The sequence below is a fragment of the Curtobacterium sp. SGAir0471 genome, assembly GCF_005490985.1.
In the GTDB taxonomy this organism is placed as follows: domain Bacteria; phylum Actinomycetota; class Actinomycetes; order Actinomycetales; family Microbacteriaceae; genus Curtobacterium.
This window is the reverse complement of sequence record NZ_CP027869.1, coordinates 2,181,476-2,205,981: the sequence shown is the minus strand read 5'-3', so window position 1 is coordinate 2,205,981 and position 24,506 is coordinate 2,181,476. Positions and strand designations below refer to the sequence as shown.

The window sequence follows — 24,506 nt, the reverse complement described above, 5'->3', positions numbered from 1 at the left end:
GACACGTTCGAACCGCCATCCCTCCAGGCAAGGACCACCTCATGCCCACGGAAGCCACTCCGCTGTCCGCTGCAGCCGGTGCACGCCGGTCGCCGGAGATCCTGACCGGCTCGGGAGCCGTCCTCCGGACGCTCGAGCACCTCGGGATCACCGACGTCTTCGGCCTGCCCGGCGGCGCCATCATCCCGTTCTACGACGAGCTCATGGCGTCCACGACCATCCGGCACATCCTCGTCCGGCACGAGCAGGGCGCCGGTCACGCGGCCGAGGGCTACGCGTCCTCGTCCGGCAAGGTCGGCGTCGCCATCGCGACCTCCGGTCCCGGTGCGACGAACCTCGTCACGGCCATCGCCGACGCCTACATGGACTCGGTGCCGTTCATCGCGATCACCGGCCAGGTGTTCTCGACCCTGATGGGGACGGACGCCTTCCAGGAAGCCGACATCGTGGGCATCACGATGCCGATCACGAAGCACTCGTTCCTGGTGACCGACCCGGCCGACATCCCGGCCACGCTGGCCGCGGCGCACCAGATCGCCACCACGGGTCGCCCGGGCCCGGTGCTCGTCGACATCACCAAGGACGCCCAGCAGAAGTCGGCGCCCTACGTCTGGCCGCCGAAGGTCGACCTGCCCGGCTACCGTCCGGTCACCAAGGCGCACGGCAAGCAGATCACCGCGGCCGCGCAGCTGCTCGCCGAGGCCGAGCGTCCCGTGCTGTACGTCGGCGGCGGCGTCGTCCGCTCCGGTGCATCAGCCGAGCTCCTGCGCTTCGCCGAGGCCACCGGTGCGCCGGTCGTCACCACGCTGATGGCCCGCGGGGCGTTCCCGGACTCGCACCCGCAGCACCTCGGCATGCCCGGTATGCACGGCACGGTGCCGGCGGTGCTCGGCCTGCAGGACAGCGATCTGATCATCGCCCTCGGCGCGCGCTTCGACGACCGTGTCACCGGCAAGGCCGACGAGTTCGCGCCGCACGCCAAGGTCGTGCACGTCGACATCGACCCAGCCGAGATCTCGAAGATCCGCTACGCCGACGTCCCGATCGTGGGCGACGCCCGCGAGGTCCTCGTCGACCTGCTCGACGCATGGGGCGACGTCGCCGCAGACCGCGCCGACACCGGCGCGTGGTGGGCGAAGCTCGACCAGCTGCGCGCCGACTTCCCGCTCGGGTACGCCGAGCCGACCGACGGGCTGCTCGCGCCGCAGGCGATCATCCGCCGCATCGGTGAACTGACCGGTCCCGAGGGCGTCTACGCCTCGGGCGTCGGCCAGCACCAGATGTGGTCCGCGCAGTTCATCAAGTACGAGCGGCCGAACGCCTGGCTGAACTCCGGCGGCGCCGGCACGATGGGCTACTCGGTGCCGGCCGCGATGGGCGCGAAGGTCGCGCAACCGGACCGCGTGGTGTGGGCGATCGACGGCGACGGCTGCTTCCAGATGACGAACCAGGAGCTCGCGACCTGCGTCATCAACGACATCCCGATCAAGGTCGCCGTCATCAACAACTCGTCGCTCGGCATGGTGCGGCAGTGGCAGACCCTGTTCTACGACGGTCGGCACTCGTTCACCGACCTTGAGACAGGGCACCAGAGCCGTCGTGTGCCGGACTTCGTCAAGCTCGCCGACGCCTACGGTGCCCTCGGCATCCGTGTCGAGCGCGCCGACCAGGTGGACGACGCCATCAAGCTCGCCCTCGAGACGAACGACCGCCCGGTGGTGATCGACTTCGTGGTCAGCCGCGACAGCATGGTGTGGCCGATGGTCCCGCAGGGTGTCGGCAACTCCTCGATCGAGTACGCCCGCGACCACGCGCCCAGCTGGGACGTCGAGGACGCCGACATGACCGGAGACCCCGCATGAGCCACGTCCTCTCCCTGCTCGTCGAGGACAAGCCGGGTCTGCTGACGCGCGTCGCCGGCCTGTTCGCCCGCCGCGGCTTCAACATCGAGTCGCTCGCCGTGGGCGCCACCGAGGTCGAGGGCCTGTCCCGCATCACGGTCGTCGTCGACGTCGAGGACCTGCCGCTGGAGCAGGTCACGAAGCAGCTCAACAAGCTCGTCAACGTGATCAAGATCGTCGAGCTCGACTTCTCGCAGTCGGTGCAGCGCGAGCACATGCTCGTCAAGGTGCGGGTCGACAACCAGACCCGGTCCGCCGTGCTCGAGGCCGTGAGCCTGTTCCGCGCACAGGTCGTCGACGTGGCGACCGACTCGCTGATCGTCGAGGTGACGGGCGACCCCGGCAAGATCCAGGCGATCCTGCGGGTGCTCGAGCCCTACGGCGTCAAGGAGCTCGCCCGTGCCGGCCTGCTCGGCATGGGCCGTGGGCCGAAGAGCATCACCGACCGCGTGCGCTGAGCGCACCCCACTTCCGGACCGGAGGCCCGTGGCGGCCCGCCACGCGCCTCCCGTCCGCACACCACAAGCCACCAGAACCAAGGAGACAGACCCTCGTGACTGACATCGTGTACGACGCCGACGCCGACCTGACGCTCATCCAGGGCAAGAAGGTCGCCGTCATCGGCTACGGCTCGCAGGGCCACGCCCACGCGCTCAACCTCCGCGACTCCGGCGTCGAGGTCGTCATCGGCCTCAAGGAGGGCTCGAAGAGCCGCGACAAGGCGACCGAGGCCGGCTTCCAGGTCCTCACCCCGGCCGAGGCCACGAAGGACGCTGACGTCGTCGTGATCCTCGCCCCGGACCAGGTGCAGCGCATCGTCTACGCCGAGGACATCAAGCCGAACCTGAAGGACGACGCGACGCTCGTGTTCGGCCACGGTTTCAACATCCGCTACGGCTACATCGAGGCGCCCGAGGGCGTCGACGTGGCGCTCGTCGCCCCGAAGGGCCCGGGTCACACCGTCCGCCGCGAGTACGAGGCCGGTCGCGGCGTCCCCGTGATCGTCGCCGTCGAGGTCGACGCCTCGGGCAGCGCGTGGGACCTCGCGTGGTCGTACGCCAAGGCCATCGGCGGCCTGCGCTCGGGCGGCATCAAGACCACCTTCACCGAGGAGACCGAGACCGACCTGTTCGGCGAGCAGGCCGTGCTCTGCGGTGGCACCTCGCAGCTCATCCAGTACGGCTTCGAGACCCTGGTCGAGGCGGGCTACCAGCCGCAGATCGCCTACTTCGAGGTCCTGCACGAGCTCAAGCTGATCGTGGACCTGATCTGGGAGGGCGGCCTCACCAAGCAGCGCTGGTCGATCTCCGACACCGCCGAGTTCGGTGACTACGTCTCCGGTCCGCGCGTGATCTCGCCCGAGGTCAAGGAGAACATGAAGGCCGTGCTCTCCGACATCCAGGACGGCACCTTCGCCAAGCGCTTCATCGAGGACCAGGACGCCGGCGCGCCGGAGTTCAAGGAGCTCCGCGCGAAGGGGGAGGGCCACCCGATCGAGGCCACCGGCCGTGAGCTCCGCGCGCTGTTCGCGTGGAAGTCGAACGACTCCGACTACGTCGACGGCTCGGCCGCGCGGTAGTCTGCGCAACGACCACTCGATGACGAGGCGGCGGTGCGTGTGCACCGCCGCCTCGCGACGTGACCCGGACCACATGCACCTGCACTCCTCCAGCTCCAGCGGCTCCTCCGACCGCAGCGCCAGCACCGGGCGCCTCCGTGGCGTCCCCGAACCCGGACGCTCCGCTCCCGCGCCCCGTCCCGCGGCACCGTCCGGCGACGTCGCGAGGAGTGGTCACGACCGGGTCCTCGGACGTGGGAGGATCGTCGGATGGCGGTGACGAAGCGAGCGGTCCACATCGGCGCCGGCAAGATCGGGCGCGGGTTCGTGGGCCAGTTCCTGGTCGCGAGCGGCTACGAGCTCACCTTCGTCGACGTCGACGACCGCGTGGTCTCGGCGCTCAACGACGCCGGCCGCTTCGTGGTGCACGAGGTCGGCGAGCAGCCCGTCGAGCACCTGGTGTACGGGTTCCGCGCCCTCAGCAGCAAGACCGACCGCGAGCGCGTCGTGCAGGCGATCGCCGAGGCCGACGTCGTCACGACCGCGGTCGGCGCGCGCACCCTGCCGCTCGTCGCCCCGGTCATCGCCGAGGGGCTCGCGGCCCGGGCCCCCGAGCGCGGCGACGTCACGGTCGTGGCCTGCGAGAACGCCTTCAACGCGACCGACTCGCTGCACGCCAGCATCCGACGCGCCCCGATCCTCGAGGACCGCCACGTCGCCGCGGTCTTCGCCAACTGCGCCATCGACCGCATCGTCCCGGACCAGTCCGGGGTGCTCGGTCAGTCCGGCGGGCTCGACGTCGTCCTCGAGCCCTTCTACGAGTGGGTCATCGAGCGCACGCCCTTCGCCGACTCGCAGGCCGAACCGCCGCAGATCGACGGCGTGACGTGGGTCGACGACCTGCAGCCGTTCGTCGAGCGGAAGCTCTACACGGTGAACACCGCGCATGCGACAGCCGCCTACCACGGCTTCGTGCGCGGGATCCGGCTCATCCGCGAGGCCCTCGAGGACCGCGAGGTCCGCGCCGAGGTCGACGGCGTCCTCGCCGAGACGACCGCGCTGCTCGTCGCGAAGCACGGCTTCGACCCGGCCGAGCACGCACGCTACGTCGCCGCGAACCTCACCCGCATCGCCAACCCGCTGCTGCCCGACACCACGGCACGCGTCGGGCGCAACCCGCTGCGGAAGCTCGGTCGGCGCGAGCGCTTCATCGGCCCCGCGGCGCAGCTCGCCGAGCGCGGCCTGCCCGTCGAGCACCTGCTCGGCGCCGTCCGCGTCGCCCTGGCGTTCGACGACGAGAACGACCCGGAGTCGATCGAGCTGCACGCGCTGCTCCGTTCCGGTGCGACGGCGCACGCGCTCACCGAGATCCTGACCGGGCTCGTCGAGAGCCACCCGCTGTTCCCCGCCGTCCGCGGCGTCGTCGCCGAGGTGCTCGAGACCCAGCCGGCCGACGTCTGAGCGACGCCGTCTGGTGCCGTCGGTCGTCGGTCCCTCGTAGAATCGTCGTCATGACCACGGCAGCATCCCCGCCCGACGGCTCGGTCGACCACGACGACGACGCCCTCAGCTGGGGCGACGCGGACGACGCGACCCACGTCGACGCCGCGCACAACCCGGTCACCGTGAAGGACCGCGGCGGACGCGACCCGGAGCGCCCGGAGACCTCGGGCGCGCTCATCGGGTTCGGTGTCTTCGGTGGCCTCTACCTGCTCTACACGGTGGCCTGGCTGCTCACTGCGTCGACGTCCTACGTGGCGAACGTCGACACCGTCCTGACCGTCTTCGTCGAGGTGCTGCGCTTCCTGTCGATCGTCGCGCCCGCGCTCTGGTTCACCGTGGTGCTCTGGGCCGGCCGCGGTCGTCGGACCCGCACCCGCCTGCTCTGGATGCTGCTCGGTGCCGCCGTGCTCTTCCCCTGGCCCTTCCTCATGACGAGGAGCTTCGGGTGACCGCCACGACCCCGGCGGTCCGCCGGACGCCGTCCCCGCTCGTCGCCCGCATCGTCGTCTGGGTGGTGTTCGGCGCGCTCTTCGCGTACATGACCGTGCAGAGCGTCGGGAACCTCGTCACCGTCTCGCAGTCGGTGCGTGCCTTCAACACGTTCCTCGAGACGACCTCGGGCGGTTCGTCGTTGCAGCGCAGCACCCCCTGGGGATGGCTCGTCCTCGACATCGTGATCGCGCCCGTCGCCTTCGTCGTGGCCCTCTGGGTGACGCGCCGCGCGCGGCTGGCGGTGACCATCGGTGTCTTCCTGGTCGCCTTCGCCGCGGCGGGCGCGCTCTGGCTGGACCTGCAGCTCTTCGTGCCGCGTCTGCTCGACTTCTGACGGGGGACGCGGTCGTCCGGCGACCCGTCGACGGCCTGGCGGCGCGGTGCGGGCGTGCACCGACCTCCCTCGCAGGCTCGGTCGGCGCGGTCCGCGCGATGCTGCGCATCGCCGCCGAGCGGACCGCGCCAGACCGTCGTGTGGTCCCGCGGGGGACCGACGGTGCGGTCGTAACCGGGTCCGCGCGTCGATACGATGGTGGGATACCGCCCGTCTCGTGTGAGGAACTGCAGCTGTGCCGAAGCCGGTCGTCCTGATCGCCGAAGAACTCTCGCCCGCCACCGTCGACGCCCTCGGGCCCGACTTCGAGATCCGGAACGTGGACGGTACCGACCGCGCCGCGCTCCTGTCCTCCCTCGCCGACGCGCACGCCGTGCTGGTGCGGTCCGCCACGAAGATCGACGCCGAGGCCATCGCCGCCGCGCCGCAGCTCAAGGTCGTCGCCCGCGCCGGCGTCGGCCTCGACAACGTCGACATCAAGGCGGCGACCACCGCCGGCGTCATGGTCGTCAACGCACCGACGTCGAACATCATCTCGGCCGCCGAGCTCACCGTCGGTCACATCCTGTCGCTCGCGCGACACATCCCGGCGGCGCACGCGTCGCTGGCGGCTGGTGCCTGGAAGCGCTCCTCCTACACCGGTGTCGAGCTGTACGAGAAGACCGTCGGCATCATCGGCCTCGGTCGCATCGGTGCGCTCATCACGCAGCGTCTGCAGGCGTTCGGCGTCTCGGTCATCGCGTACGACCCGTACGTCACGACGGCCAGGGCGCAGCAGCTGGGCGTCGAGCTCGTCTCGCTCGAGGACCTCCTCCGCCGCGCGGACTTCACGACGATCCACATGCCGAAGACCCCGGAGACGGTGGGCATGATCTCCGACGAGCAGTTCGCGCTCATGAAGCCGAGCGCGTTCGTCGTGAACGTCGCCCGCGGCGGCCTGATCGACGAGGACGCCCTGCACCGTGCGCTGACGTTCGGGACGATCGCCGGCGCCGGTCTCGACGTGTTCGTGTCCGAGCCGCCGAAGGAGTCGCCGCTCCTCGCACTGCCGAACGTCGTCGTCACGCCGCACCTCGGGGCATCGACGGACGAGGCCCAGGAGAAGGCCGGCGTCTCGGTCGCCAAGTCGGTGCGCCTCGCGCTCGGCGGGGAGCTCGTGCCGGACGCGGTGAACGTCGCCGGTGGCGTCATCGACCCGTACGTCCGCCCCGGGATCCCGCTCATGGAGAAGCTCGGTCAGGTCTTCACCGGCCTGGCGACCTCGCCCGTGACGAGCATCGACGTCGAGGTGCACGGCGAACTCGCGCAGTACGACGTCAGCGTGCTGAAGCTCGCCGCGCTCAAGGGCGTCTTCACCGACGTCGTCAGCGACCAGGTCTCCTACGTCAACGCCCCGCTCATCGCCGAGCAGCGCGGCGTGAGCGTCCGGCTCATCACCGACGCCGACAGCCCCGAGTACCGCAACGTGCTCACGATCCGCGGCGCGCAGTCCGACGGTCCGGCGATCAGCGTGTCCGGCACGCTCACCGGTGCGAAGCAGGTCGAGAAGCTCGTCGAGATCAACGGCCACGACGTCGAGGTCGCCCTCGACGCCCACCACGTCGTCATGGTCTACACCGACCGTCCCGGCATCGTCGCGGTCTACGGCAAGGAGTTCGGCGACGCGGGCATCAACATCGCGGCGATGCAGATCTCGCGGCAGGAGGCCGGTGGCCAGGCGCTCAGCGTGCTGACGGTCGACTCGCCGGTGCCCGCGGAGATCCTCGAGCACGTGCGCTCCACCATCGACGCGACCTCGCTCCGCGAGATCGACATCACGCTGTAAGGACACCGGACATGGCACAGACGGTCAAGCTCGCGGTCGTCCGCGGTGACGGCATCGGGCCCGAGGTCGTCGACGAGGCCCTGAAGGTCCTGCACGCCGTGCTGCCCGACGACCTCGTCGTGCAGGAGACCGCCTTCTCGCTCGGTGCCACGCGGTACCTGGAGACGGGCGACATCCTGAGCGACGCCGACACGGCGGCCCTGGCCGAGCACGACGCGATCCTGCTCGGTGCCGTCGGTGGCGACCCGCGCGACCCGCGTCTCGCCGGGGGGATCATCGAGCGCGGCCTCCTGCTGAAGCTGCGCTTCGCCTTCGACCACTACGTCAACCTGCGACCCACGACCGTGTACTCCTCGGTCGCGAGTCCGCTCGCGGACCCGGGCGTGGTGGACTTCGTGGTCGTGCGCGAGGGGACCGAGGGGCCGTACGTCGGCAACGGCGGCGCGATCCGCGTCGGGACGCCCCACGAGATCGCCACCGAGGTGTCCCTCAACACGGCCCACGGGGTCGAGCGCGTCGTCCGCTACGCCTTCGACCTCGCGTCGCGCCGGCCGCGGAAGCACCTGACGCTCGTGCACAAGAGCAACGTGCTCGTGCACGCGGGGGCGCTCTGGCAGCGGACGGTCGCCGCGGTCGCCGCGGAACACCCGGACGTGACGGTCGACTACCAGCACGTCGACGCGGTGACGATCCACATGGTCCGCGAGCCCGGCCGGTTCGACGTCATCGTCACCGACAACCTGTTCGGGGACATCATCACCGACCTGGCCGGCGCGATCAGCGGCGGCATCGGTCTGGCGGCCTCGGGGAACATCAACCCGGACGGCACCTTCCCCAGCATGTTCGAGCCGGTCCACGGTTCCGCGCCGGACATCGCAGGTCAGCAGGTCGCCGATCCGACCGCCGCCGTCCTGTCCGTCGCCCTGCTGCTCGACCACCTCGGTCGGGCGGACCTGGCGTCGGCCGTGACGCGGGCGGTCGAGGCCGACCTCGCGAGCCGGGGCACCACGCCGCGCAGCACGGTCGAGGTCGGCGACGCCATCGCCGCCGCGGTCGCAGCACGCACCACCACCGCCTGACAGGAGTCACCCCCGATGAGCCACGACAGCGCGAGCACCGACAGCGCGAGCACCGACGGCGCCACCACCACCGACGGCGCCACCACCACCGACGGCGCCACCACCGAGGGCGACTTCGCCCTCGAGTTCGCGAGCACGCCGTCGCCCGAGCGCCGGGCCGCAGCCGAGCGCGAGGAGATCCTCGCCGACCCGGGCTTCGGCAAGCACTTCACCGACCACATGGCCACCGTCGAGTGGTCGCTCGACGGCGGTTGGCACAGCGCCTCGATCCACCCGTACGGGCCGCTGACCCTCGACCCCAGCGCCAGCGTGTTCCACTACGCGCAGGAGATCTTCGAGGGCATGAAGGCCTACCGCCACGCGGACGGGTCGGTCTGGTCGTTCCGCCCGGACGCCAATGCCCGTCGCTTCCAGCGGTCGGCCCGTCGGCTCGCGCTCCCGGAGCTGCCGGTCGAGGTCTTCGTCGAGTCGGTCCGGCAGCTCGTCCGCGCCGACGTCGACTGGGTGCCCTCGGCGCCGGAGACCAGCCTGTACCTGCGCCCCTTCATGATCGCGACGGAGTCGTTCCTCGGGGTCCGAGCCGCGCAGGAGGTCGCGTACCACTGCATCGCCAGCCCCGCCGGGGCGTACTTCACGTCCGGGCCGAAGCCGGTGAGCATCTGGCTGTCGACGAAGTACGCGCGTGCCGCCCGCGGCGGGACGGGTGCGGCGAAGACCGGTGGCAACTACGCGGCGTCCCTGCTCCCGCAGCAGGAGGCGTACGAGCAGGGCTGCCAGCAGGTGATGTTCCTCGACTCCGAGGAGGGCCGGTACCTCGAGGAGCTCGGCGGCATGAACGTCGTGCTCGTCAAGTCCGACGGCACCCTCGTCACCCCTGACTCGGAGTCCATCCTCGAAGGCATCACGCGGGACTCGATCCTGCAGCTCGCCGAGGACCGCGGGCTCCGGGTGGAGCGACGTCGGGTCACCCTCGACGAGTGGCGCGACGGCGTCGCCGACGGGTCGATCACCGAGGCGTTCGCCTGCGGGACGGCTGCCGTCGTCACGCCGATCGCCGAACTCCGCGGCGAGGGCTTCACGATCGGATCGCCGACCGTCGGGGCCGGCGAGCTGACGATGTCCCTGCGCCAGGAGCTGACCGACATCCAGTACGGCCGTCGTCCCGACCCGCACGGGTGGATGACGCGCCTGACGGACCCGGCCTGAGCCGCGGATCGGTAGGGTCGAACGGTGAAGATCGCACGGTTCAGCAGCACGGGTGAAGACCCGCGGTACGGCATCCTCGACGAGCGCGACCTGGTCGTCCTCGCGGGGGACCCGATGTACCAGGGGTTCGAGACGACCGGGGAGCGGGTGCCGCTCGCCGACGCCAAGCTCCTCGCGCCGGTGATCCCGCGGTCGAAGGTCATCGGCGTCGGGCTGAACTACGCCGAGCACGCGTCGGAGATGGACGAGCGGTCGGGTGACGACCCCGTGGTCTTCCTCAAGCCGAACACCGCGGTCATCGGTCCGGACGACCCCATCCGTCTGCCGGCCGAGGTCGGGCGGATCGACCACGAGGGCGAACTCGCCATCGTGATCGGGTCGCTCGCGAAGAACGTCCGGCGCGAGGACTTCGCCAGCGTCGTGCTCGGCTACACGATCGCCAACGACGTGACCGCGCGCGACCTGCAGGCCCGCGACGGTCAGTGGACGCGTGCGAAGGGCTTCGACACCTTCTGCCCGCTCGGCCCGGTCATCGAGACCGAGATCGACCCGTCGGACATCCGTCTCGAGACCCGCGTCGACGGTGAGCTGCGCCAGGCGGCGTCGACCAGCGAGATGGTGCACGACATCCCGTCCCTCATCGAGTTCGTCTCCTCGATCTGGACCCTCCTGCCCGGCGACGTCATCCTCACCGGGACCCCGGCCGGCGTCGGCGCCATCCGTGACGGCGAGGTCGTCGAGGTGCTCATCGAGGGGATCGGCTCGCTCAAGAACCCGGTCATCGCTCGACACTGAGTCGGCCCGTCAGCCGAACGGCCCGTTCCCGCAGGGGAGCGGGCCGTTCGTCATTCCAGAGCCGATCGGCTGCGGAGGACGCGACACGCCCGGGCGGTGGGCTGGTTGGCCGCGGTGGTGGGGCGTGTGTAGAGTAATCACTCGTTGCCGCTGAGGCGGAGAACGGAACGGCCGAGTGGTTCGCTTCCGAGTCTCGCCCGGGCAGCGAACTTCCAGCCCCTCTGATGAGACGCACTGTGGTGTGTCGAGTGGGGGGTGCGTCTGGTCCTTGAGAACTCAACAGCGTGCACATTGTCAATGCCAATTATTTTGACCCCGTGCCTGGTCGGTTTGCTGACCGGGTCGGAGACAATTCCTTTTGGATTGAATTGATTGTCCAGTGGACAGTCTTTACAGTCAAGATCAACTCGGCCTGCTGCTTTGGTGGTGGGTTGGTAATTTTTTTACGGAGAGTTTGATCCTGGCTCAGGACGAACGCTGGCGGCGTGCTTAACACATGCAAGTCGAACGATGATGCCCAGCTTGCTGGGTGGATTAGTGGCGAACGGGTGAGTAACACGTGAGTAACCTGCCCCTGACTCTGGGATAAGCGTTGGAAACGACGTCTAATACTGGATACGACTGCCGGCCGCATGGTCTGGTGGTGGAAAGATTTTTTGGTTGGGGATGGACTCGCGGCCTATCAGCTTGTTGGTGAGGTAATGGCTCACCAAGGCGACGACGGGTAGCCGGCCTGAGAGGGTGACCGGCCACACTGGGACTGAGACACGGCCCAGACTCCTACGGGAGGCAGCAGTGGGGAATATTGCACAATGGGCGAAAGCCTGATGCAGCAACGCCGCGTGAGGGATGACGGCCTTCGGGTTGTAAACCTCTTTTAGTAGGGAAGAAGCGAAAGTGACGGTACCTGCAGAAAAAGCACCGGCTAACTACGTGCCAGCAGCCGCGGTAATACGTAGGGTGCAAGCGTTGTCCGGAATTATTGGGCGTAAAGAGCTCGTAGGCGGTTTGTCGCGTCTGCTGTGAAATCCCGAGGCTCAACCTCGGGCTTGCAGTGGGTACGGGCAGACTAGAGTGCGGTAGGGGAGATTGGAATTCCTGGTGTAGCGGTGGAATGCGCAGATATCAGGAGGAACACCGATGGCGAAGGCAGATCTCTGGGCCGTAACTGACGCTGAGGAGCGAAAGCGTGGGGAGCGAACAGGATTAGATACCCTGGTAGTCCACGCCGTAAACGTTGGGCGCTAGATGTAGGGACCTTTCCACGGTTTCTGTGTCGTAGCTAACGCATTAAGCGCCCCGCCTGGGGAGTACGGCCGCAAGGCTAAAACTCAAAGGAATTGACGGGGGCCCGCACAAGCGGCGGAGCATGCGGATTAATTCGATGCAACGCGAAGAACCTTACCAAGGCTTGACATACACCGGAAACGGCCAGAGATGGTTGCCCCCTTGTGGTCGGTGTACAGGTGGTGCATGGTTGTCGTCAGCTCGTGTCGTGAGATGTTGGGTTAAGTCCCGCAACGAGCGCAACCCTCGTTCTATGTTGCCAGCGCGTTATGGCGGGGACTCATAGGAGACTGCCGGGGTCAACTCGGAGGAAGGTGGGGATGACGTCAAATCATCATGCCCCTTATGTCTTGGGCTTCACGCATGCTACAATGGCCGGTACAAAGGGCTGCGATACCGTAAGGTGGAGCGAATCCCAAAAAGCCGGTCTCAGTTCGGATTGAGGTCTGCAACTCGACCTCATGAAGTCGGAGTCGCTAGTAATCGCAGATCAGCAACGCTGCGGTGAATACGTTCCCGGGCCTTGTACACACCGCCCGTCAAGTCATGAAAGTCGGTAACACCCGAAGCCGGTGGCCTAACCCTTGTGGAAGGAGCCGTCGAAGGTGGGATCGGTGATTAGGACTAAGTCGTAACAAGGTAGCCGTACCGGAAGGTGCGGCTGGATCACCTCCTTTCTAAGGAGCATCTGACCGGCCCTGCTTGCAGGTGATCGGTTCAGGCGCCGATGCAACCCGAGTGTGGTTGCCGGTAGCTCATGGGTGGAACATTGACAGTGCAGTCGGGAGCGTAGCTTCCGGCCTGAGTACGCCAGCTTGCTGGTTGGAAGGGGTCGGGGTGAGCGGGTCGGCTGGTGCACGTTGTTGGGTCCTGAGGGACCAGGCTTCCCGGTCGTGATGATCGGGGGTTGAGCCGGCGGACGTGAGTCTGCTTGGTTCTTCGAGTGGGCTGCATGAAGCGAACCGGTTGGTTCGGGGAGTGTGGTGCCGATCGTATGTTGAGAACTACACAGTGGACGCGAGCATCTTAGATCGCTCGAGACGGTGATCATCTCTTTTCGGGGGTGGTCGGGTGTCGAGTCGATCGCAATTTTAATCTTTGTGGTCAAGTTTCTAAGAGCAAACGGTGGATGCCTTGGCATCTGGAGCCGAAGAAGGACGTAGAAATCTGCGATAAGCCTCGGGGAGCTGATAATCGAGCTGTGAGCCGAGGATTTCCGAATGGGGAAACCCCGCCAGGCGACTTGTCGACCTGGTGACTCCCGCCTGAATATATAGGGCGGGTAGAGGGAACGTGGGGAAGTGAAACATCTCAGTACCCACAGGAAGAGAAAACAACATGTGATTCCGTGAGTAGTGGCGAGCGAAAGCGGATGAGGCTAAACCGATCATGTGTGATAGCCGGCGGGCGTTGCATGGTCGGGGTTGTGGGACACGTCGCTCAGTTCTGCCGGACTGGGGCGGTTACAGCGCATCATAGTCGAACCGGTTTGAAAGCCGGGCCGTAGTGGGTGCCAGCCCCGTAGACGAAATGGTGTCATGGCCGGATGTGTATCCCAAGTAGCACGGGGCCCGAGAAATCCCGTGTGAATCTGTCAGGACCACCTGATAAGCCTAAATACTCCCAGATGACCGATAGCGGACAAGTACCGTGAGGGAAAGGTGAAAAGTACCCCGGGAGGGGAGTGAAATAGTACCTGAAACCGTTTGCTTACAAACCGTCGGAGCCTCCTTGTAGGGGTGACGGCGTGCCTTTTGAAGAATGAGCCTGCGAGTTAGTGATATGTGGCGAGGTTAACCCGTGTGGGGCAGCCGTAGCGAAAGCGAGTCTGAATAGGGCGATACAGTCGCATGTCCTAGACCCGAAGCGAAGTGATCTATCCATGGCCAGGTTGAAGCGACGGTAAGACGTCGTGGAGGACCGAACCCACTTCAGTTGAAAATGGAGGGGATGAGCTGTGGATAGGGGTGAAAGGCCAATCAAACTTCGTGATAGCTGGTTCTCTCCGAAATGCATTTAGGTGCAGCGTTGCGTGTTTCTCGCCGGAGGTAGAGCTACTGGATGGCCGATGGGCCTCAACAGGTTACTGACGTCAGCCAAACTCCGAATGCCGGTGAGTGAGAGCGCAGCAGTGAGACGGTGGGGGATAAGCTTCATCGTCGAGAGGGAAACAACCCAGACTACCAACTAAGGCCCTAAGCGTGTGCTAAGTGGGAAAGGATGTGGAGTTGCACAGACAACCAGGAGGTTGGCTTAGAAGCAGCCACCCTTGAAAGAGTGCGTAATAGCTCACTGGTCAAGTGATTCCGCGCCGACAATGTAACGGGGCTCAAGCACACCGCCGAAGTTGTAGATTTCGCACACCGACAAGCCTTCGTGGTTCAGTCGTGCGGAGTGGTAGGAGAGCGTCGTGTGGCGAGTGAAGCGGCGGAGGAATCCAGCCGTGGACGCCACACGAGTGAGAATGCAGGCATGAGTAGCGAAAGACGGGTGAGAAACCCGTCCTCCGAAAGACCAAGGGTTCCAGGGCCAGGTTAATCCGCCCTGGGTAAGTCGGGACCTAAGGCGAGGCCGACAGGCGTAGTCGATGGACAACGGGTTGATATTCCCGTACCGGCGAACAACCGCCCAAGCTAATCCAGTGGTGCTAAGAGTCCTAACCCGGTGCATCCGGATCCCTTCGGGGTGATGGTGTCCGGTCTAACGCTCGACCCCATGCTGGTGCGGCTAGCGTATGAACAGGTGTGACGCAGGAAGGTAGCTGAGCCAGGCGATGGTATCCGTGAGGTGAACCTGGTGTAAGGATGTAGGGCTGACGATAGGCAAATCCGTCGTCTGCGTGCCTGAGATCCGACGCGTACCCGTCAAGGGGAAATCAGTGATCCTATGCTGCCGAGAAAAGCATCGACGCGAGGTTGCAGCCGCCCGTACCCGAAACCGACTCAGGTGGTCAGGTAGAGAATACCAAGGAGATCGAGAGAATCGTGGTTAAGGAACTCGGCAAAATGCCCCCGTAACTTCGGGAGAAGGGGGGCCGGACACGTGATACGACTGCTCGTTGTTGAGCGTTGAAGGCCGCAGAGACCAGTGGGAAGCGACTGTTTACTAAAAACACAGGTCCGTGCGAAGTCGCAAGACGATGTATACGGACTGACGCCTGCCCGGTGCTGGAAGGTTAAGAGGAAGGGTTAGCCCTTGGGCGAAGCTCTGAATTTAAGCCCCAGTAAACGGCGGTGGTAACTATAACCATCCTAAGGTAGCGAAATTCCTTGTCGGGTAAGTTCCGACCTGCACGAATGGCGTAACGACTTCCCAGCTGTCTCAACCGCGAACTCGGCGAAATTGCACTACGAGTAAAGATGCTCGTTACGCGCAGCAGGACGGAAAGACCCCGTGACCTTTACTACAGTTTGGTATTGGTGTTCGGAGTGGCTTGTGTAGGATAGGTGGGAGACTGTGAAGCGGGCACGCTAGTGTTCGTGGAGTCATTGTTGAAATACCACTCTGGTCACTTTGGATGTCTAACGTAGGACCCTGATCGGGTTCATGGACAGTGCCTGATGGGTAGTTTAACTGGGGCGGTTGCCTCCCAAAGAGTAACGGAGGCGCCCAAAGGTTCCCTCAACCTGGTTGGCAATCAGGTGGCGAGTGTAAGTGCACAAGGGAGCTTGACTGTGAGACTGACAGGTCGAGCAGGGACGAAAGTCGGGACTAGTGATCCGGCAGTGGCTTGTGGAAGCGCTGTCGCTCAACGGATAAAAGGTACCTCGGGGATAACAGGCTGATCTTGCCCAAGAGTCCATATCGACGGCATGGTTTGGCACCTCGATGTCGGCTCGTCGCATCCTGGGGCTGGAGTAGGTCCCAAGGGTTGGGCTGTTCGCCCATTAAAGCGGTACGCGAGCTGGGTTTAGAACGTCGTGAGACAGTTCGGTCCCTATCCGCTGCGCGCGTTGGAAATTTGAGAAGATCTATCCCTAGTACGAGAGGACCGGGATGGACGAACCTCTGGTGTGTCAGTTGTTCTGCCAAGGGCACCGCTGATTAGCTACGTTCGGACCGGATAACCGCTGAAAGCATCTAAGCGGGAAGCCGTCTTCGAGATGAGATTTCCATGCACCTTGAGTGTGAGAGGCTCCCAGCAGACTACTGGGTTGATAGGCCGGATGTGGAAGCGGGGACTGACGACCCGTGGAGCTGACCGGTACTAATAAGCCGAAGACTTGACAACACAACTATTACCGTCACCCCTTTTCGGGTGTGGGGCTCGCGTCCACTTTGTGGTTCCCGACAGACGATCGGGAATCAAACTGAATACTTCAGCAATGCTCTGAAGGAACAATGGTTTGATCCAGGATCTGGGTCGACAGTGTTCCGGTGGTCATAGCGAGAGGGAAACGCCCGGTCACATTCCGAACCCGGAAGCTAAGCCTCTCAGCGCCGATGGTACTGCAAGGGGGACCTTGTGGGAGAGTAGGACGCCGCCGGACTCAACTTCAGCAACACCAGGAAACCCCTGACCGCGACCGGTCAGGGGTTTCCTGCGTTCTGGGGCGCGTGACGGACGCGGTCCGCGCCCGGGTCGAGGCGACTGCGGCGCCGGTAGGATCGTGGCGTCATGACTGCACCGTTCACCACCGCCACCGGCTCCGACGTCCGAGTCCGTTTCTGCCCGAGCCCGACCGGGACCCCGCACGTGGGGCTCATCCGGACGGCCCTGTTCAACTGGGCGTACGCGCGCCACACCGGTGGGAAGCTCGTCTTCCGCATCGAGGACACCGACGCCGCGCGTGACAGCGAGGAGTCGTACGAGCAGATCCTCGACGCGCTCCGGTGGCTCCGCCTGGACTGGGACGAGGGCGTTGAGGTGGGCGGGCCCCACGGGCCGTACCGCCAGTCCGAGCGTTCGGACGTGTACGAGGACGTCATCGAGAAGCTGCGCGCATCCGGCCACGTGTACGAGTCGTACGTGACCCCGGAGGAGATGGAGGCCCGCAACCGGGCCGCCGGCCGCGACCCGAAGCAGGGCTACGACAACCACGAGCGGGACCTCACGGAGGCCGAGCGTCAGGCGTTCCGCGACGAGGGTCGTCAGCCGGCGCTGCGCCTCCGCGTGCCCGACCGCGACCTGAGCTTCGACGACCTCGTGCGCGGCGAGATCACCTTCAAGCAGGGCACGTTCCCGGACTTCGTGGTGGTCCGTCCCAACGGCAAGCCGCTCTACACGTTCACCAACCCGGTGGACGACGCCCTGATGGGCATCACGCACGTGCTCCGCGGTGAGGACCTGCTGTCGTCGACCCCGCGGCAGATCGCCCTGTACGAGGCGCTCGTCGAGGTCGGCATCACCTCGTTCGTCCCGCTGTTCGGGCACCTGCCGTACGTGATGGGCGAGGGCAACAAGAAGCTGTCGAAGCGCGACCCCGAGTCGAACCTGTTCCACCACCGGGCCGCCGGGATGGTGCCCGAGGGACTCCTCAACTACCTGGCGTTGCTCGGGTGGTCGATCGGTCCGGACCGCGACGTGTTCTCGTCCGACGAGATGGTCGCTGCGTTCGACGTGGTCGACGTCAACCCGAACCCGGCGCGCTTCGACCACAGGAAGGCCGAGGCGATCAACGGCGACCACATCCGCCTGCTGGACGCGGACGACTTCCGTGGGCGCCTGCTGCCCTACCTGGCTGCGTTCGTCTCGACGCCACCGACCGCCGAGCAGGAGCGGGTGCTCACCGCGGCTGCGCCGTTGGTGCAGGAGCGCATGCAGCTGCTCGGCGAGGCCCCCGCGATGCTCGGCTTCCTCTTCACCGAGGACGACGACCTCGTCGTCGAGGACGACGCACGCGCCACGCTGAAGGACGACGCCGGCGACGTGCTCCGCGCGGGTGTGGCGGCGCTCGAGGGCGTCGAGGACTGGACGACCGAGGCGATCGAAGCGGCGCTGCGCGAGGCCCTCATCGACGGCATGGGGCTGAAGCCGCGACTGGCCTTCGGTCCGCTGCGGGTCGCGGTGTCCGGGCGTCGGATCAGCCCGCCGCTGTTCGAGTCGATGGAGATCCTCGGCAAGGACTCCACGGTGACCCGTCTCCGTCGTCTCGCGGACGGCTGACGCGGCCGTGGTGACGCCCCCGGGGCAGCACGAGGACGCCGAGGTCACCTCCGTCGACGTTGCGGTGATCGGTGCCGGGCCGGCCGGGTTGAGCGCCGCGCTCAACCTGGTGCGCGCCCGGCGCACGGTGCTGCTCGTCGACGCGAACCGGCCGCGCAACGCCGCCACGCTGCGGTCGCACGGCTTCGTGACGCGCGACGGGATCTCGCCGCTCGAGCTCCGGAAGCTCGGCCGACTCGAGGTCGAGTCCTACCCGGAGGCCACCGTGGTGCAGTCGGTCGTCGACCGTGTGGCGCGCGAAGCGGACGGGTGGAGCGTGCACGGCGCCCTCCGTGGGGCCGAACTGCGGGCCCGTGCGCGCGCCGTGGTGGTCGCGACCGGACTCCGGGAGGAGTTCCCCGCGCTGCCGTCCCTGCGGGCGTTCTACGGCACGTCCGTGCACAGCTGCGTCGAGTGCGACGGGTACGAGCACGCCGGGCAGTCCCTGGCGTTCGTGTGCGAGACGCCCGACGTGGTCGACCGTGCCCTGCTCGTCGGCTCCTGGACCGACGACCTCGTGGTCTACACGAACGGTGCGGCGGTGCTCGACGACCGCGGCCGGGCGCGCCTGGCGGCGGCGGGTGTCGCAGTGGACGAGCGGCCGGTGGCAGACCTCGAGGGCGGGCGGGACGGCCTGACCGGTGTCCGACTGGCGGACGGCGACGTGCGGGCGCACAGGGGTGCGTTCGTGCGGCCGCTCTGGCACGCCGACCTCGACTGGCTCGAGGCGCCGGTGGAGCGTGATGACGAGGGGCTCGTGCGCGTGGACCGTCTCGGTCGGACCGGTGTGCCGGGGCTGTACGCCGTCGGCGACGTCACCCCCCCGGGCCCGGAGCAGCTCGTCGTGGCAGCCGGACACGGGGCCTCGACGGCCGCCGCCGTGCACCGCGACCTGGTGGGTGGTCTCGAGGACCTCCGGGATGCTGTACAGTAGTTGATCGTGCCCCGGACAACGGGGAACGGAAGGCCAGCAGGCCTTTTGGGGTATGGTGTAATTGGCAACACAGCGGTTTCTGGTACCGTCGTTCTTGGTTCGAGTCCAGGTACCCCAGCTCGAAGGAAAAGCCCCCGGGAGATCCCGGGGGCTTTTCCCGTTCCACGGCCGGACGACGGCCTCCCAGTGGTCCTGGGACCGGCAACGAGGCGGGACACGCCCGACCTGCGCCGGAACCCGAGATACGTGGTCAGCCTGCCGGGTGGTACGCCACGACCCAGTCGACGAGCACGTGCCCGTCCGAGTCCGGCGGGACGTGTGCGTCGTCGAGCGCTGTCTCGGCCTGCAGCGTCACGCGCATCGGGACCGTCGGCACCGCGCCCGTCGTCGTGGCCACGAGCGCTCCGTCCCACCAGAAGCGCACCGCCCCGGCGGTCCATTCGACCGTGGCGACGTGCCAGTCCTCCTGCCCGCCGGGCACGGTCGGGGCGTCGTCCGGCAGGAACCGCATCGTCCGGGTCGACGCGTCGTAGCTGCCCGGCACGGCCGACACCGGACGGACGTCGCCGCCGAGGTCGCCCTCCGGCCAGTCGATCTCGCCGTCGTCCCACCGGCCCGACAGCGGCCACAGGATCATCACGAACTTGTACCCGGGAGCGTCGTCCGCCCGGTACCGGATCGAGACGCGCTGGTGCGTGTACGACCGGTACCCCGCGGGGAGGACGGCCGCCACGAGGGGCTGGCCGCCCTCGGAACGCAGGTGGAGATCGAGGACGGAGTCGTGCACCGAGACGACCTCGTCCGGCTGGTAGACGCCCTTGCCGGAGGTGTCGCGGAAGCCGCGGTACTCGGCCATCTCCGGGTACACGTCGAGCAGTTCGCCGCGTGCGGCGTCGCGGTCGAAGTCCTGTGCCAGGTACGGCACCCAGCGGACGCCGTCGGACTCGACGTCCCCCGAGGGCATCTCCGCGGCTGCGGCCCGGTCGGCCCTGCGGATCGACGTCGGCAGGACGACGGCGACGGTACCGGTGAGCACGGCGGCGCCGACGAGTCCGGCGACGACGGCTCCTCGACGCAGGACGGCGCGCCGCGAGGGGCCCGACGAGAGCGGTCCGGGCTCAGGCCCCACGCGCGACCTCGTAGACCCGGACACCGTCGCGGTCGTAGCGCAGCGTCCCCCGCTGGGCGGCTGCGCGCTCGAGCGCGTCGACCTCCGGACCCGTCGCGGTGCCGCGCTCGACGACCTCGGCGCGCTCGGTGTCCGAGAACACGAGCCACGCGTCGCCGCCGTGGGCACGGTCCGCGAGCGACTCGTCGAGGTCGGCCGGAGAGATGCCGCGCGGGTACCACTCGGTCAGGTCCTCGAGCGACTGCACCTGGCCCCAGCGCTGCAGGTAGGCCGGGTAGTCGGCACCGACGATCGCGGGGAAGCTTCCGACCGTGGTCAGGGTGTCGTCGCCCGTGAAGCGTGCGTCGAGCCAGCGGGCCGCCGCGACCTCGCCGGCAGGCGTGCGGTTCGACTGCTCCGCCTGGAACGTGGTCGTCACGAACAGCAGCGTCGTGACCACGACCAGGGCGGCCGTGGAGACGAGCCGGACGCGTCGCCCGTGCACGGCGTGGACGGCGGCGATCGCCAGGAAGGGCGCCGAGAACAGCACGATGCGGAGCCGTCCCTCGCCGCCGTAGCTCTGTCCGAGCACGAGCACCGCGGGGCTCGCGGCGAGCCACAGTACGAGCAGCGCCCGCTCGCCGTGTCCGGCACGGACCATCCGCACGGTGCCGACCAGCGCGACGACCGCGACCAGGGCGGTGAGGGCGAGCACACCGCGGCTCTGCAGAGTGGTCGCGAGCGACGGGATCGCGATCGAGGTCGTCGCCGCCGTCGCGTTGCTGAGCGGGTCGAAGCCGGTGACGAGTCCGAACTTCTCCTGCACGTAGTCGAGGTTCGGCAGGAGGTAGAGCAGCGGCGCGGCGACGACGGGGACCGCGGTCCACCAAGGCCGGACCACCCCGACGACGACGAGCGGGACGAACGCGGCGACGAGCACGTAGGGCGTCAGCTGGTGGGAGGCCGAGATGACGGCCTGCAGCAGCACGACCAGGACGACGGCGGTGACGGTGGCGGCACGGCCCCAGTGGGTCGCGGCCGCGCCTCCGACCGTCGCGGTCGGCGCGATCGGGTCGCGCCGTGCCCGGAGCAGCCGGGACGCCACACCGACCATCCCGCGCCCGAGTGCGTTCGGGGAGCGTCGCAGCACGGTCAGGACGACGAGGACGACGGCGAGGAACAGCGCGAACGCGAACGCCTGCGGGGAGTAGTAGTCCTGCCCCACCCAGTTCGCGGCGCTGAAGACCACGGCGGCGGTGACAGCCCAGCGTCCCCGGAGCCCCAGGGCCCTGGCGATGCCGAGGACCAGCGCGGCGTCGACCAGGGCGAACGCGACCTCGACGAAGCGCACCGGTGCCAGGGCGTCGGCGGTGGACGTCGCCGAGCCGAGGAAGGCGCTCACGGCGAAGAAGCCCGGCCAGCGGTTGTAGATGTCGATCGCCGGGTCGACGGCGCCGTGCTGCTGGATGTACGCCGTCACCGCGACGTGCTTGAAGACCCACGGCGGACGGGGCTCGGCGGCGGTCAGGTTCGCCGTGCCGTAGACGACCACGACGAGCACCGCGGCAGCGGCGACGCGGAGTGCGGCGGGGAAGCGGCGGTCGACCAGGGCGACGACGGTCACCGCGAGCACCGCACCGGCACCGATCCACCACGTCGGCGTGACGACGGTGAGCAGCCCCCACTCGCCGAGCACGCCCGTGGTGGTCTGCGCGGTGCCGACGGCCCAGAGCGCGACCCCCGTGACGAGGACGCCACCGCCGACGGCGAGTCGGACCACCGTGCCCTCGCGGCGGGCTGCCAAGGCGGCCCCCACGGTGCGCCGCAGCGACACCCGGTCGGTCGACCGGGCGGCGACGATGCCGTGCGCGAGCGTCGCCCAGCCGCTCACGACGAGGACGAGCCCGGCAGCCGGGATCGGTGTCCAGTGCCCGGTCCAGACCATCGCGAGGGCCACGACGGTGTCGACGGCCGCGCTGGTCACGACGACGAGCGCCGCCCGGCCGATCGGCTCGGTCAGCCCGAGCGGGCGGACCACGGCGGTCCCGGGGACGACGAGGAGCGCCGTCAGGACCACGGCGGACTGCACGGCACCGCTCGTCCCGGTGAGCAGGACGGCCGTCGCCGCGAACGCGAGCACGGCGGCGGCGAGCGTCGGCACGGGGGAGCGGTGCACCCGCCCGGCCTGCCGGAGCACCACACGGGTGGTCGTCGTCGCGGTCACGGAGCGACCACCGGGGTCGTGCGGGGCATCGGGTGTTCCTTCGGTCGGGTACCGGCTGTCCAGGCACGGTAACGAGCACCGACGAGGGCCGACGAGGGGTCCGACGGGGTTGTGCGGGTGCCCTGCGGCATTGCGGCATCGCGCACGGCACGCCCCTCCGGGCGAGGGGAACCGCACGCTCCCGGCGCCCGCGTTGACGGCCGTCCGCGTGGCCGGTGACGGTGGTGGAATGACCTCCACGCCGCCGCGACCGCCGTCGTCCCGCCTCGTGCTCGAGCGGCCGATGACCAGCCCCGAGCCGCCGACGTGGGACGGGGCCGTGTGGGTGGGGGCGGTCGACGTGCGGGAGGTCCCCGCCACCGACGGAGCTGCCACCGACGGAGCTACCACCGACAGAGCTGCCACCGACGGAGCCACCACCGACGAGGGCACCGTCCGGCTCGTGGCCGCGGACGGGTACCGGACAGCGCGTCTCCTCGTCCGGGACGGCACGTCGCCGCGCGGCTTCGTCGACCTGCCCGTCACCGACGGCGCCGTCGACGCGGGTGGCTTGCGGGACGCCGTCGCCGGGCTGCCTCCCGCCGAGCACCCGCCCGTCCCCGTCCGGCTGCCGAGCACGACCGTGGTGCTGTGCACCCGCGACCGCGCGGACCAGCTCGCCGACGCACTGCGGTCCGTGCTCGCGCTCGACCACCCCGACCTCGAGGTCGTCGTGGTCGACAATGCCCCGTCCGACGACGCGACGCGCCGGCTCGTCACCGCGCCGGGCACCGACCCCCGCGTCCGCTACGTGCTCGAGCCCACGCCCGGGCTGTCGAGCGCCCGCAACGCCGGTGTCCGGGCCGCCCGAGGCGAGGTGGTCGCGTTCACCGACGACGACGTCGTGGTCGACCCCAGGTGGCTCCGCGCCGTCGCGTCCGGCTTCGCCCGCGGCGAGGACGTCGTGTGCGTCAGCGGACTCGTCGCCAGCGGCGAGCTCCGTACACCGGCGCAGCGCTGGTTCGACGAACGGGTGACCTGGTCGCGGAACCTGACGCCGCGGGTGTTCCGGCTCGCGTCACCGCCGGCGGACCGGCCGCTCTTCCCGTTCTCGGTCGGCGACTACGGCACCGGCGCGAGCTTCGCGGTCCGCCGTGACGCACTGCTGGCACTCGGTGGCTTCGACGAGGCGCTCGGCGTCGGCACCGTGACCGGTGGCGGCGAAGACATCGACCTCTTCGCCCGTGTCGTGCTCTCCGGGGCCGCGCTCGTGGTGGAACCCTCCGCACTCGTCTGGCACCGGCACCGCGCCGACGTCGCGGCCCTCCGCACCCAGGCGGTCGGCTACGGTACCGGGCTCGGGGCCTGGCTCACGAAGACCGCGCTGCGACCGCGCACGCTCGGGATGGCGCTCGTGCGAGCACCCGGAGCGCTCCGGCACCTGCTCGTGGGGCCCGCCGCGCCGGCGGTGGTCGGGGCCGGTGGCGCCGCCCGACCGGTCGCCGTCCCCGCCGCGGGTGACGCTGCGTTCGACCGCGAGGTGGCCGCCGTCCGCGGCGTCGAACTCCGCGCCGTGCTGCGCGGTGTCGGCCGGTACGCGCGGTCCCGGTGGACCGTCCGTGCCCGCACGGCCGCCCGCCGCCGACCGTCCTGACCCGAGCGGCGCACGACGGGACGCACGGGCCACTCCCGACCCGGACGCTGCGGCCCGGCCGCGCACCGGACGGGAGGCGTCGTGTGCGTCCGGACCGGACGCTGCGGCCCGGCCGCGCACCGGACGGGAGGCGTCGTGTGCGTCCTGACCGGACGCTGCGGCCCGGCCGCGCACCGGACGCAGGGCCCGGTACGGCGCTCGTCCCGCGCGCCTCCCGGCCGTCCGCGGTCCCGCTGCGGGCCCGCGCACGCTTGCGGGAACCCGTACGGGGCGTGGGTGCCCCGCAACGCACCCCGTGCTCCGTTGACCGGCGCCCCGGCGCAGGACGAAGGTTGGATCGCCCGAGGACGGCGTACCCCCCGTCCCCACGGCGAGGCAGCCCTGGCCCCGCCCGCGGAGCGCCTCATCCCCACCCCGATCGTCCCGCCGGCGCCCACCCAGCGCCGGACCCGCGGGACCACACCGCAGCCTGAACCCGACAG

Annotated in this window: 15 protein-coding genes, 1 tRNA gene and 3 rRNA genes; 17 read left to right on the top strand and 2 right to left on the bottom strand. The window is 68.4% G+C overall.

All coding sequences use genetic code 11. From position 1 onward, the window contains the following. The first annotated feature begins 41 nt into the window (after window positions 1–41). From C1N91_RS10190 to C1N91_RS10115, 16 genes are all read left to right on the top strand, one after another. Window positions 42–1,862 carry an acetolactate synthase large subunit gene (locus C1N91_RS10190; protein ID WP_137767619.1) on the top strand — a complete coding sequence of 607 codons (1,821 nt, stop codon included), beginning with the start codon at window positions 42–44 and terminating at the stop codon, window positions 1,860–1,862. Then, complete coding sequence (gene ilvN, locus C1N91_RS10185) at window positions 1,859–2,359, top strand: acetolactate synthase small subunit (RefSeq protein ID WP_137767618.1); 501 nt, start codon at window positions 1,859–1,861, stop codon at window positions 2,357–2,359. Before C1N91_RS10190 ends, ilvN begins: the two co-directional genes overlap by 4 nt. Window positions 2,360–2,454: 95 nt before the next feature. After that, on the top strand, window positions 2,455–3,480 hold the full coding sequence (gene ilvC, locus C1N91_RS10180; RefSeq protein ID WP_137767617.1) for a ketol-acid reductoisomerase: 1,026 nt from the start codon (window positions 2,455–2,457) through the stop codon (window positions 3,478–3,480). Between the two features lie 249 nt (window positions 3,481–3,729). Then, complete coding sequence (locus tag C1N91_RS10175) at window positions 3,730–4,920, top strand: mannitol-1-phosphate 5-dehydrogenase (protein WP_137767616.1); 1,191 nt, start codon at window positions 3,730–3,732, stop codon at window positions 4,918–4,920. Between the two features lie 50 nt (window positions 4,921–4,970). Beyond that, window positions 4,971–5,411 (top strand): hypothetical protein, encoded by a 441-nt coding sequence (locus C1N91_RS10170; RefSeq protein ID WP_137767615.1) that lies wholly within the window; start codon window positions 4,971–4,973, stop codon window positions 5,409–5,411. Further along, on the top strand, window positions 5,408–5,788 hold the full coding sequence (locus tag C1N91_RS10165; protein WP_137767614.1) for a hypothetical protein: 381 nt from the start codon (window positions 5,408–5,410) through the stop codon (window positions 5,786–5,788). The genes C1N91_RS10170 and C1N91_RS10165 overlap by 4 nt, the downstream gene beginning before the upstream one ends. Window positions 5,789–6,023: 235 nt before the next feature. Continuing rightward, the gene (serA, locus tag C1N91_RS10160; protein WP_137767613.1) at window positions 6,024–7,613 is read left to right on the top strand and encodes a phosphoglycerate dehydrogenase; all 1,590 of its coding nucleotides are present in this window, start codon (window positions 6,024–6,026) and stop codon (window positions 7,611–7,613) included. Between the two features lie 11 nt (window positions 7,614–7,624). Next, window positions 7,625–8,692 carry a 3-isopropylmalate dehydrogenase gene (locus C1N91_RS10155; RefSeq protein ID WP_137767612.1) on the top strand — a complete coding sequence of 356 codons (1,068 nt, stop codon included), beginning with the start codon at window positions 7,625–7,627 and terminating at the stop codon, window positions 8,690–8,692. A 15-nt stretch (window positions 8,693–8,707) separates the two neighbouring features. Beyond that, window positions 8,708–9,898, top strand: a complete 1,191-nt coding sequence (locus tag C1N91_RS10150) for a branched-chain amino acid aminotransferase (RefSeq protein WP_137767611.1) — start codon at window positions 8,708–8,710, stop codon at window positions 9,896–9,898. Window positions 9,899–9,922: 24 nt separating this feature from the next. Next, window positions 9,923–10,693, top strand: a complete 771-nt coding sequence (locus C1N91_RS10145; RefSeq protein ID WP_137767610.1) for a fumarylacetoacetate hydrolase family protein — start codon at window positions 9,923–9,925, stop codon at window positions 10,691–10,693. 442 nt (window positions 10,694–11,135) lie between these two features. Continuing rightward, window positions 11,136–12,657, top strand: a 16S ribosomal RNA gene (locus C1N91_RS10140). Window positions 12,658–13,082: 425 nt separating this feature from the next. Continuing rightward, window positions 13,083–16,211 (top strand): 23S ribosomal RNA (locus C1N91_RS10135). A 142-nt stretch (window positions 16,212–16,353) separates the two neighbouring features. Then, window positions 16,354–16,470 (top strand): 5S ribosomal RNA (gene rrf, locus C1N91_RS10130). Together the 16S, 23S and 5S rRNA genes form the textbook arrangement of a ribosomal RNA operon. Window positions 16,471–16,598: 128 nt before the next feature. Further along, on the top strand, window positions 16,599–18,086 hold the full coding sequence (gltX, locus tag C1N91_RS10125) for a glutamate--tRNA ligase (protein ID WP_137767609.1): 1,488 nt from the start codon (window positions 16,599–16,601) through the stop codon (window positions 18,084–18,086). Window positions 18,087–18,096: 10 nt separating this feature from the next. After that, window positions 18,097–19,059 carry an NAD(P)/FAD-dependent oxidoreductase gene (locus C1N91_RS10120; RefSeq protein ID WP_137767608.1) on the top strand — a complete coding sequence of 321 codons (963 nt, stop codon included), beginning with the start codon at window positions 18,097–18,099 and terminating at the stop codon, window positions 19,057–19,059. 46 nt (window positions 19,060–19,105) lie between these two features. Further along, window positions 19,106–19,177, top strand: a tRNA-Gln gene (locus C1N91_RS10115). 132 nt (window positions 19,178–19,309) lie between these two features. Here the strand turns inward: C1N91_RS10115 and C1N91_RS10110 are convergent. Together C1N91_RS10110 and C1N91_RS10105 are read right to left on the bottom strand one after the other, a co-directional pair. Then, window positions 19,310–20,188: a glycoside hydrolase family 16 protein gene (locus tag C1N91_RS10110; protein ID WP_137767607.1), complete on the bottom strand. Its 879-nt coding sequence runs from the start codon at window positions 20,186–20,188 to the stop codon at window positions 19,310–19,312. Beyond that, on the bottom strand, window positions 20,178–22,391 hold the full coding sequence (locus tag C1N91_RS10105; RefSeq protein ID WP_137767606.1) for a hypothetical protein: 2,214 nt from the start codon (window positions 22,389–22,391) through the stop codon (window positions 20,178–20,180). The genes C1N91_RS10110 and C1N91_RS10105 overlap by 11 nt, the downstream gene beginning before the upstream one ends. A gap of 229 nt (window positions 22,392–22,620) precedes the next feature. Between C1N91_RS10105 and C1N91_RS10100 the strand changes: the two genes are divergently transcribed. After that, window positions 22,621–24,024 carry a glycosyltransferase gene (locus C1N91_RS10100; RefSeq protein ID WP_217496423.1) on the top strand — a complete coding sequence of 468 codons (1,404 nt, stop codon included), beginning with the start codon at window positions 22,621–22,623 and terminating at the stop codon, window positions 24,022–24,024. Window positions 24,025–24,506 lie beyond the last annotated feature (482 nt).